Raw genomic sequence first — 10,358 nt, forward strand, 5'->3', positions numbered from 1 at the left:
CGGCTTTCAAGGGTTGCAACGCGCATGGGGAAAGCCGTGATTTCATGCGACATTTGCGGCCCGAAGGTTTGGCTGAGGTCGGACTGGGAAACATGCTGGCCATGGACCGCAGGCTAGACGGAAATTGACCGCGGAGAACAGGAAATTCGCGGTGCGCTTGCTTGCGCCGCCAGCGTCGCTACCGTCATTGCCATGGCGGGCCCGCTTACCGGAGTGAAGATCCTCGAAATGGCCGGGCTCGGCCCTGGGCCGTTCGCGGCGATGATGCTGGCCGACCATGGCGCGGAGGTGATCCGGATCGAGCGTGCCGGGATGATCGGCGTTCCCAACGATCCGCTGCTGAGGAACCGCAAGTCGGTCGCGCTCGATCTCAAGCGGCCGGAGTGCCGTGAGGTGGTTGGGCGGCTGGCGAGGCGCGTCGATGGGCTGATCGAAGGCTATCGCCCAGGCGTGATGGAGCGGCTGGGCCTTGGTCCCGACGCATTGCTCAAGGAAAATCCCGCCCTCGTCTATGGCCGGGTTACCGGCTGGGGCCAGGACGGCCCGCTGGCGCAGAAAGCCGGCCACGACATCAATTACATCGCGATCAGCGGTTTGCTTCATGGCATAGGACCGAGGGAAAGACCGGTAGTGCCGCTTAATTATCTCGGCGATTATGCTGGGGGCGGAATGTTGCTGGCGTTTGCGATGGTAGCGGCGCTGCTGGCCGTGAAGCAGGGTGGCAGCGGCCAGGTCATCGATACCGCCATGAGTGAGGGGGCCGCGCTGGTTGGCGCACTGACTTATGGGCTTCGGGCCGCCGGTCACTGGCGTGATGAGCGCGAGGCGAATTTGCTCGATGGCGGTGAGCCGAGCTACGGGATCTATCGCTGCCTAGACGGCAAATACCTGGCGCTGGGGGCGATTGAGCCGCAATTTCGCGATGCACTGTTCAAGGGGCTGGCGCTTCAGCCCAGTGCGGACCGTGCGGCAATCGAGACCGTTATCGCGAGCAGGGCGCGCGATGACTGGGTGGCGCATTTCGCCGGGACCGATGCCTGCGTTGCGCCGGTGCTCGACATGGGCGAGGCGCCGGTTCACCCGCACAATATCGCGCGGCGAAGCTTCATAGATCTCGACGGGGTGTTCCAGCCCGCGCCGGCGCCGCGCTATTCCAAAACCCGGCTTGAACGGCCCGATCCGCCGCGCGCGGCGGGCCGCGATGGGCGGGAGGTGCTTGTCGATCTTGGATATAGCGAAGCCGAAGTTGCCCAAATTCTGAAGGCGAGCTGATGCATCCTCTTTATCAACATATGGCCACCAGCGTGTTCGAGCGCATGTCGCTTGCCGCCGCACAGCATGGCGCCGTCAATCTGGGACAAGGTTTCCCGGACTTTGGCTGGCCGGTGGAAATATTGGATGCGGCCGCCCGTGCGCTCAAGGACGGTAGCAACCAATATGCCCCGTCTCGCGGGCTTCCGGCGTTGCGTGAGGCGATTGCCGGTCATTATGCACAACACCAGGGCCTGAAGCTTGGGGTGGACCAGGTCTGCGTTACGTCGGGCGCGACCGAGGCACTTGCAGCAGCGATCCTGGCGACGGTCGAGCCAGGCGACGAGGTAATCCTGTTCACCCCTGCCTATGACGCCTACGCGCCGCTGATCCGCCGCGCGGGGGGCATCGTGAGGGAAGTGCCGCTACAGCCGCCGGGTTGGAGGATCGAAAGAGCCGCTCTGCAGGCGGCGCTGTCGCCGCGGACCAAGGCGATTGTCCTCAATAACCCGCATAATCCCACCGGAAGGCTGTTCGACCGCGAGGAATTGTCACTGGTTGCCGAGGCCGCGGTAAGCCGCGGCCTGACCGTTATATCCGACGAAGTTTGGGAGCATGTGCTGCTCGACGGCCAGGATTTCACGCCGATCTCCGCGTTCGCCGGCATGGCTGAGCGAACCCTGAAATGCGGTTCGGCGGGGAAGATCTTCTCGCTTACCGGCTGGAAGATTGGCTGGCTCATCTCGTCGCCCGAGCTGGCGACGCTGGCCGCTCGGGCGCATCAGTTTCTGACCTTCGCTTCGGCGCCGAATCTGCAGGCGGCAGTCGCCTACGGGCTCGCGGAAGGCGACGGCTGGCTGCGGCCAATGCGCGAGAGTTTCAGTCGTGCCCGCGACCGGATGACGGCCGGGCTTGAGGCCTCGGGCTATGCGGTGCTGCCCAGCGCCTCGACCTATTTCCTGTGCGTCGATCTAGCCGCGTCGGGAATTGCGATTGACGCGGAGGCGTTCGCCGATCAAGCGGTCGAGCGGGCAGGGGTCGCGGTGGTCCCGCTTTCGCCGTTCGCGGAACATGATCCACCCCGTCACATGATCCGCCTATGCTTTGCCAAGCGCGACGAGACGATCGACGTCGGGGTCGAGGCCATGGCCAAGGCTAGGACGCTGTTTGCGTGACCCCGACCGACGAAGCGCATGACCTGCTGTCCCGCCTGGGGGTACGCGCCGAGGGATATCTCACCAGCCTTTCGCCAATCGACGGGCGGCCGATCGGTAGCGTTGCCGAGGCCGGTCCCAATGACGTCGCCGAGACCTGCGAGCGAGCCCATGCGGCCTTCCTGGCCTGGCGCCTTGTTCCGGCGCCGCGCCGGGGAGAGCTGGTGCGGCTGCTCGGCGAGGAGCTGCGTGCTGCCAAGGAGCCGCTAGCCCGACTTGTGACATTGGAAGCAGGAAAGATCGTCCAGGAGGGGCTCGGCGAAGTCCAGGAAATGATCGACATCTGCGACTATGCGGTCGGGCTTTCGCGCCAGCTGTACGGGCTGACCATCGCCAGCGAGCGGCCGAGCCACCGGATGATGGAGCAATGGCATCCGCTTGGCGTGGTCGGGGTCATAAGCGCTTTCAATTTCCCGGTCGCGGTCTGGGCATGGAATGCCGCGCTAGCCTTGGTCTGCGGCGATCCAGTCATCTGGAAGCCGAGCGAGAAGACACCGCTGACCGCGGCTGCGGTGATGGCGATCGTCGGTCGCGCCCTCCACCGGTTCGGCGATGCGCCCGATGGACTGCTTGCCTGCCTGCAGGGCGGCCGCGAGGTGGGGGAGGCTCTGGTTGACCACCCGCGCGTAGCGCTGGTGTCGGCGACGGGGTCGACGGCAATGGGCCGCTCGGTCGGTCCGCGCGTTGCGGCGCGGTTCGGACGGTCGCTGCTCGAATTGGGCGGCAACAATGCGATGATCGTTGCGCCCAGCGCAGACCTGGGGCTGGCCGAGCGCGCAATCCTGTTCTCGGCTGCCGGGACCGCGGGCCAGCGCTGCACCACGCTCCGCCGGCTGATCGTCCATGAATCGGTCGCGGATACGCTCGTCGTTCGGCTCAGGACCCTGTTCGGCAAAATCCGCATCGGCGATCCGCGCGAGCCGCAAACCCTGGTCGGACCGCTGATCGACGAGGGGGCATTCGAGGCGATGCGCCGGGCCTGTCCCGAGGTGGAGCGGGTGGCGGCGGTCGACGGGGGTTTTTATGTCCGCCCGGCGATCGTCGAGGTCGACGCGCAGCAAGGCAAGATGCTCCAAGAAACGTTCGCGCCAGTCCTTTATGTCGTGCGCTATCGAGATTTCGACGAAGCGATCGCCTTGAACAACGCGGTAGTGCAGGGGCTTAGCTCGTCGATCTTCACCAACGACCTTAAGGAGGCTGAGCGCTTCCTCTCGGCCGCAGGATCGGATTGCGGCATCGCCAACGTCAACATTGGGCCGTCGGGAGCGGAAATTGGCGGAGCCTTCGGTGGCGAAAAGGAGACCGGCGGCGGACGCGAGAGCGGCTCGGACAGCTGGCGAGCCTATATGCGCCGGGCCACCAACACGATCAATTACAGCGACGAATTGCCGCTGGCCCAGGGAATCACATTCGACCCCGCGCCCTGACCAACAGCTCGGGCTCTTCCTCTTCGATCAGCTTTTCCCAACGGCCCTGCCATTCCTCGATCCAGCCGGGAAGCGCATCGGGCGTGAGCGCCTTTGCCAGGAAAAAGCCCTGCGCCACGTCGCAGCCGAGGCTTCGGAGCAGGAGCAGCTGTTCGCCGGTCTCGACGCCTTCAGCGGTGACCGTGAGGCCGAGGCCATGGGCGAGATCGATGATACATTTGATGATCAGCGCACTGTCGTCGCTGTGCGGTGCGTCCTCGATGAAGAAGCGGTCGATCTTGAGCTCGGTGAAGGGAAGCTGGCGAAGCTGCATCAAGGTGGAATATCCGACCCCGAAATCGTCGATGGCAAGCCCGATGCCCTTGATGCGGATCCGGGTCAGCGTATCCATCAGCTTTATGAGCGGCTGGGTGGCGCCTTCGGTGAGTTCGAGCACGAGGCGGTCCGGCGGCACCTCGAGCGCCCGGCACATGCGCTCGACGAGGTCAGGAAAATCGAGCTGGTCCAGGCTGAGCGCGGAGATGTTGAACGCGAGGCAGGTATCGAGGCCCAGTTCGCGCCATGCGAGCCACTGGCGGAGCGTCGTGCGCAGGCCCCACTGGGTGAGCTGATCGATGAGGCCATGCTTTTCCGCCAGGGGCACGAAACGGGCAGGGGAAATGGCCCCCATTTCAGGGTCGTCCCAGCGGACCAGCGCCTCAACCCGCTTAAGCTGGCCATCCCGTAGCGATATCTTCGGCTGATAGGCCATGCGCAGCCGACCGTTGATCAGCGCCCGCTCGAACCCGTCGAGAAGCCCAAGATCGGCCTGGGCAATCATGGCACGAGCGATGGCCTCAGCTTGTTCAGGATCGCTTCCAGCGAATCCAGCCGGGTTGGTTTTTCGAGCGGGCCAACCATCTGCAGGCCGAGAGCGCTTCCTAGTCGAAATGCGCTGTCGAGAACCCTCCGGTCGAAGCCGGAAATAATCAGCACGGGCTCGTGAAATTCTTCTTCGGCGAGGAAACGGAGCAGTTCAACACCGTCCATGCCGGGCATTCCGAGGTCGAGCGCGACCATCTGCGGTGCCTGGTCCTTGAACTTATCGCGAAATTCTCGGTCATCGGCGGCAGTGACAGGTTCATAGCCGCACATGTCGGCGGCCTTGGCCACGAACGCGGCCAGAGCGGGCTCGTCATCGATCAACAATAATCTCGGCAGTGTCATTCTTGAGCCGCTCTCCCCAATGCTCCCCCCGGGGGCAAAGGCCTTCCATCAGCTTTCCGAGCAGTCGTCAAACGCGCGAAACCTGATTTTAACTCCATTACACCTATTGTCCCGCTTTGACGCGATTTTCCTCGTTTTGGGAGGGGAGGGCCCTTCATGTTCAGTTCGCTAATCCGGCGCAGACAACACCAACGTCCGATGGGCGAGGACCATAACGCCTTCGAATCCACGACATTTTCGCTCACTACTGCCGTCCCGCGGCCGTCTGAGCGGCGTACGGATGACCGGTTGGTCTCGATGCTGCGCGTAGCGAAACTCCGCGACGAAAACGACCGTGAGCAACTGATTCGCGTCCGTAATGTTTCTGCCGGGGGATTAATGGCCGAGCTGGGCCACAAGATCGAAGTCGGCGCAAAAGTGCATATCGAGTTGTCCTCGCAAAATATTCTGTCGACGGTTGTCTGGGTTCGTGAGGGTACTGCAGGGTTCAAGTTCGATCAGAACATCGACCTTGGCGAACTGCTTGCCGGCCGTAAGCCGCGCCATGGGTTTCGCCCGCGCCCGCCGCGGCTGGAGGTCAATTGCAAGGCTAACGTCAAGCTCGAGAACAGCTATTACACGGTGGATGTCCATGACATCTCGCTCGGCGGGTTGAAGGTCGAGCCGATCGACGAATATTGCCTCGGCAAGAAAGTAGTCGTGGTGGTCGAAAGCCTCCGTCCCATTCGTGGTGAGGTTCGCTGGTTTTCCGACCGGCGTGCAGGCATCGTCTTCGACCAGCCATTGAAGTTCGAGGAGCTGGCCGAATGGGTCGGTAAGCGGCTTGAACTGGCGACGCTGAAGGCTGGCATTCGCAAGTAGCGGTCTTTCACGACGCGCTCGCCGATCCTATCTACCTCGCAGATAAGAGGAGATAGGAATGGCGGACCAGGTCGCAGTTCTGGCAGGCGGATGTTTCTGGTGCACCGAAGCGGTGTTTCTAGATGTCGTCGGGGTGAAGTCGGTCGAAAGCGGCTACACTGGCGGGCAAATTGCCAATCCTACCTACAAGCAGGTTTGCGAGGGCAATACCGGCCATGCCGAGGCGATTCGCATCACTTTTGATGCGGACGAGCTGAGCTACGGCGACCTGCTGGATATCTTCTTCGCGATCCACGACCCGACGCAGCTCAACCGGCAGGGCAATGACGTCGGCACCCAGTATCGTTCGGCCATTTTCCCGCAGGACGCGGAGCAACAGGCGGCCGCCGAAGCCGCTATCGCGCGGGCCAATGATCAGTATGACGGCAAGGTGGTGACGACCATTGAGCCCAAGGCCGAATGGTATCCCGCCGAGGATTATCACCAGGATTATTGGGCAGGCGAGGGGCAGTCCAATCCCTATTGCCTAGCGGTCATCCCGCCCAAGCTCGCAAAGCTACGAAAGAGCTTCCAGGCGCGGGTGAAGACGGCGGGAACCCAAGCGTAACAGCTCGCCTGCGACTGCCGCCGGATGCCGCCGACTACTGACGCGGCGCGGCGGCGCGCTGCAGCCGGTCTCGAATGGCGGCGGCGATGCCGCCACCGGGTATCGGCGCGACAGCGATGTTGGGCTGGGGCGCTTCATCGGCCTGATGCAGCGAGTCGAATAGCCGTGCCGCGGCCTCAATTGGGTCGCCTGTCTCGCTCAGCGTAAGGTCGCCGGCAATGGGGCCGAAGCCGATCAGAAATTCGTCTTCGGCGCCTTCCTGCGCGTCGAGCCTCAGCGGCTTGGCTGGGGCATAATGGCTGGCAAGCTGGCCCGGCGCTTCGATCTGATCGGTGGAAATTTCTAAGGCGTCGATATCCAGCGGGCCGCGGCGTAACAGCCGCAGGGCACCGCCAGTCGCTGCAATGATGGTCGATTCAATCCCACGCTCGGTCGATCCGCCATCGATAACCAGTGGGATGCGGCCGTCGAGGCTGGCTAGCACATGGGCAGCGCGGGTCGGGCTGATCCGGCCGCTGGCATTGGCGGAAGGAGCGGCAAGCGGTCGGCCAAAAGCGTCGAGCAGTGCGCGCATGACCGGATGGGCGGGGACGCGGATGGCGATGCTGTTGAGTCCGGCGGTGACCAGCGAGGCGATTGAGGCATCGGTGCGAAGCGGGACGACCAGCGTCAATGGGCCCGGCCAATGCTTTTGGGCCAATGCGCGCGCCTCGTCATTGAAAATACCGATCAGCTCAGCCGCGGCGATGTCGGGAACGTGGACGATCAGCGGGTTAAAGCTGGGCCGTCCCTTGGCTGCATAGATGCCCGCGACCGCTTCACCATTGGTGGCGTCGGCGGCGAGTCCATAGACCGTTTCCGTCGGCACCGCGACCGGCTGGCCCTGCTCCAGGAGGCGCCTTGCTTCGGCAATGGCGTCGGGGCCAGCGGGCATTATGCGGGTGGCATGCGGCATGGCGCTGCCGCTATAGTTCCTTGGCCGCCTCATCAAGGGACCCGATGCGCATGACTTTCACCGTTCCCATTCGTGATCAGCGCCTGATCCTCCACGCCGTGGCAGGAATTGCCGAGCTTCCCGATGGCCCCGACGAGGACATGGTTGAAGCCGTGTTGGAAGGTGCCGCCGCACTTGCCGAAGGCGAATTCGCGCCGCTTGCCCGTTCCGGGGACCTTGAGGGCGCACGCTGGGATAATGGGACGGTCCACACTCCGAAGGGTTTCAAGGAAGCGTGGAAAGCCTTTGTCGATGGCGGCTGGATGACGCTGGCGGCGCCCGAGCGCCATGGCGGGCAGGGATTGCCCTTCATGTTGTCAGCGGCGCTCATGGACAATCTGAATGCCGCCAATGTCGGCTTTGCACTTTGCCCGATGTTGTCGATGGGCGCCATCGAGGCGCTGGAGCGGCATGGCTCGGATGAGCTGAAGCGCGATTATCTGCCTAAAATCATCAGCGGTGAATGGCCAGCAACGATGAATCTGACCGAGCCTCAGGCAGGCAGTGACGTCGGCGCGCTGAAAAGCCGAGCTGAGCCGGTCGGCGACGGAAGCTGGCGCATTCGCGGGACGAAGATCTTCATCACCTATGGCGAACATGATCTTAGCGAGCAGATCCTCCACCTGGTGCTGGCCCGCACGCCTGATGCGCCCGAGGGCACGCGCGGCATTTCACTCTTCCTCGTCCCCAAGATCCTTCCTGACGGAAGCCGCAACGATCTTCGCTGCGTATCGATCGAGCATAAGCTGGGCATTCATGCCTCGCCGACCTGCGTGATGAGTTACGGCGATGAGGACGGGGCCATCGGCTGGCTGGTTGGGCCGGAAATGGGCGGAATGGCCGCGATGTTCACGATGATGAATAATGCCCGCCTCAACGTCGGGCTGCAGGGCGTTGGCATCGCCGAGGCCGCAACCCAGCGGGCTGTCGCATATGCCGTCGAACGCAAGCAGGGCCAGCGCAACCGGTTGCCGGTGCCCATTGCCGAACATCCCGACGTCCGACGCATGTTGATCCGGATGCGCGCGCTCACCACCGCGGCGCGGGCGCTGGCATATTATGCTTTCGGGCAGGTCGACCACGGTGTGCGGGGCAATGCCGAGGCGGCGGCGCGGGCGGAAGTACTGACCCCGCTCGTCAAGGCCTGGTGCACCGACATCGGCTGCGAAGTCGCCAGCCTGGGCATCCAGGTGCATGGCGGCATGGGCTATATCGAGGAAACGGGCGCTGCACAGCATTTGCGGGATGCCCGCATTGCGCCGATTTACGAGGGGACCAACGGCATCCAGGCGGCCGATCTCGTCGGCCGCAAGCTCGGGCTGGACGGCGGGCTGGCGTTTGACGGTCTGGTCGCCGACGTTCGCGCCGATACTGATGATCCGCGGCTGGTAGCGTTGGCCGATGCGGTCGAGGTCGCTGCCGCTTCCTTGCGCGAGGCCGCGCCCGACGACCGGCTTGCCGGCAGCTATCCGTTCCTGACGATGACGTCGGTGATGGTAGCGGGTTGGCTGGTCGAGCGGCTTGGCCGGGTCGAGGGTACCGATGGGCGGACCCGCGCTTCCGCCGATTATTTTCTTGCGACGGTGGTGCCAGAGGCTCTTGGTCTCGGGGCAGCGGCGGAAGAGGGGGCGGCGCTGCTTTATGCCGTGCCAGCCGAGGAACTCGCCTAGGCGCGGGCGATCAGGTCGGCGGGATCGATGCCCAACCGGGCCATCCGATTGCGAATCTCCGGCCATTCGCGTTTGAGAAAATTATTTCGCTCGCTGCTGCGCAGGCGCGCTTGCGCGCCGGGAGCGACGAACATTCCGACGCCGCGCTTTACCACCACCAGCCCTTCGTCCTGGAAGCCCTGGTAGGCCTTGGCGACAGTTAGGGGGTTGGCACCCTGTTCTGCGGCGAGCACGCGTACCGATGGAAGCGGGTCGCCATCGCCATATTCGCCGGCAAGGATTGCATCGGCAATCACCTCGCGAAGTCGGACATAGACGGGCTTTTCGGAGGCAGTTCTTGGCGTCATGCTGTAACAATACAGCAACGCAGGAAAAGTTCAATCTGGTCTAGGCTGGCGGGTCCCACACGCGCACCAACTCGTCGAGATTGGGCCTTGGCCGTTCCTCCAACTCGCGGCCGGGACTGCCGAGGAACAGGAAGCCGGCAATGCATTCGCCCTCTTCGCAAAACTCCGCCTCGACCAGTTTGGAGCAGGCCTGCCAGCCGGTGAGCCAGCCGCCGACATAACCTAGGGCGTGGGTCGCATGGAGAAGGTTCATCGCTGCCGCGCCGCACGATAGCTGTTGTTCCCAGACCGGGATTTTGTGGTTGTGAACGGGGGCCGAGATGAGGATCACCAGTGCCGGAGCCTGGTGTGCAAAGTCGCGGGCCTTAAGGTGATGCGCTTCGCCGGCTTCGGGATCATGTTGGTCAAGAGCGCGTGACAGGAGATCGGCGAGGGCGCCGCGCTGCTCATTGCCTATGATGACGAAGCGCCAAGGTGCCAGCTTGCCATGGTCAGGCGTACGGGCGGCGATGGCCAAAATCTGACGAAGTTCGTCGGCCGAAGGGCCTGGTGCCACCATTTCGCGTGGACGGCCCGAGCGGCGCGTCGTGAGCAAGGCGAGCGCCGAGCTATGGTCGTTGAGGGTCATGTCCGTTCGCATAGCCATGCAACCTCTTGGCAACAATCGACTTCACAAGTGCAATTTCGCCGCTAGGGTGCCGCGACAACGAGAAAGGACCGGAAGGTCCTGAAGCACTGGGAGGAATTTGTGGGTCCACAGGAAATTATCGTCGCGGTGGCG

General features: G+C 63.5%; 11 protein-coding genes. 6 read left to right on the top strand and 5 right to left on the bottom strand.

Going from position 1 to position 10,358, the window contains the following annotated elements:
• The first annotated feature begins 192 nt into the window (after positions 1-192).
• From FMM02_RS10740 to amaB, 3 genes are read left to right on the top strand one after another with little or no spacing between them, the layout of a single operon-like run.
• Entirely contained in the window at positions 193-1,272 is a 1,080-nt protein-coding gene (locus FMM02_RS10740) for a CaiB/BaiF CoA transferase family protein (RefSeq protein WP_187107776.1), read from the top strand.
• Entirely contained in the window at positions 1,272-2,426 is a 1,155-nt protein-coding gene (locus FMM02_RS10745; protein WP_147494835.1) for an aminotransferase, read from the top strand. The genes FMM02_RS10740 and FMM02_RS10745 overlap by 1 nt, the downstream gene beginning before the upstream one ends.
• A complete protein-coding gene (gene amaB, locus FMM02_RS10750; protein ID WP_147494836.1) occupies positions 2,423-3,892 on the top strand; it encodes an L-piperidine-6-carboxylate dehydrogenase in 1,470 nt (489 codons plus the stop codon). Before FMM02_RS10745 ends, amaB begins: the two co-directional genes overlap by 4 nt.
• Here the strand turns inward: amaB and FMM02_RS10755 are convergent.
• A complete protein-coding gene (locus FMM02_RS10755; RefSeq protein ID WP_147494837.1) occupies positions 3,870-4,712 on the bottom strand; it encodes an EAL domain-containing protein in 843 nt (280 codons plus the stop codon). The genes amaB and FMM02_RS10755 overlap by 23 nt on opposite strands.
• A complete protein-coding gene (locus tag FMM02_RS10760) occupies positions 4,709-5,098 on the bottom strand; it encodes a response regulator (RefSeq protein ID WP_147494838.1) in 390 nt (129 codons plus the stop codon). Before FMM02_RS10760 ends, FMM02_RS10755 begins: the two co-directional genes overlap by 4 nt.
• A 156-nt stretch (positions 5,099-5,254) precedes the next feature.
• Between FMM02_RS10760 and FMM02_RS10765 the strand changes: the two genes are divergently transcribed.
• Both FMM02_RS10765 and msrA read left to right on the top strand, forming a co-directional pair.
• The gene (locus FMM02_RS10765; protein WP_147494839.1) at positions 5,255-5,959 is read left to right on the top strand and encodes a PilZ domain-containing protein; all 705 of its coding nucleotides are present in this window, start codon (positions 5,255-5,257) and stop codon (positions 5,957-5,959) included.
• Positions 5,960-6,017: 58 nt separating this feature from the next.
• Positions 6,018-6,566 (top strand): peptide-methionine (S)-S-oxide reductase MsrA, encoded by a 549-nt coding sequence (gene msrA / locus FMM02_RS10770; RefSeq protein ID WP_147494840.1) that lies wholly within the window; start codon positions 6,018-6,020, stop codon positions 6,564-6,566.
• Positions 6,567-6,600: 34 nt separating this feature from the next.
• Here the strand turns inward: msrA and FMM02_RS10775 are convergent, their stop codons facing one another.
• Complete coding sequence (locus FMM02_RS10775; RefSeq protein ID WP_147494841.1) at positions 6,601-7,521, bottom strand: L-threonylcarbamoyladenylate synthase; 921 nt, start codon at positions 7,519-7,521, stop codon at positions 6,601-6,603.
• Between the two features lie 50 nt (positions 7,522-7,571).
• Between FMM02_RS10775 and FMM02_RS10780 the strand changes: the two genes are divergently transcribed.
• Positions 7,572-9,230, top strand: a complete 1,659-nt coding sequence (locus FMM02_RS10780; RefSeq protein ID WP_147495076.1) for an acyl-CoA dehydrogenase family protein — start codon at positions 7,572-7,574, stop codon at positions 9,228-9,230.
• Here FMM02_RS10780 and FMM02_RS10785 read toward each other — a convergent pair.
• Positions 9,227-9,577, bottom strand: a complete 351-nt coding sequence (locus FMM02_RS10785) for a GntR family transcriptional regulator (protein WP_147494842.1) — start codon at positions 9,575-9,577, stop codon at positions 9,227-9,229. The two genes, FMM02_RS10780 and FMM02_RS10785, sit on opposite strands and share 4 nt — an antisense overlap.
• Positions 9,578-9,617: 40 nt before the next feature.
• A complete protein-coding gene (locus FMM02_RS10790) occupies positions 9,618-10,223 on the bottom strand; it encodes a nitroreductase family protein (RefSeq protein WP_246104778.1) in 606 nt (201 codons plus the stop codon).
• Positions 10,224-10,358 lie beyond the last annotated feature (135 nt).

This window comes from Sphingomonas xanthus, from assembly GCF_007998985.1.
GTDB lineage: Bacteria > Pseudomonadota > Alphaproteobacteria > Sphingomonadales > Sphingomonadaceae > Sphingomicrobium > Sphingomicrobium xanthum.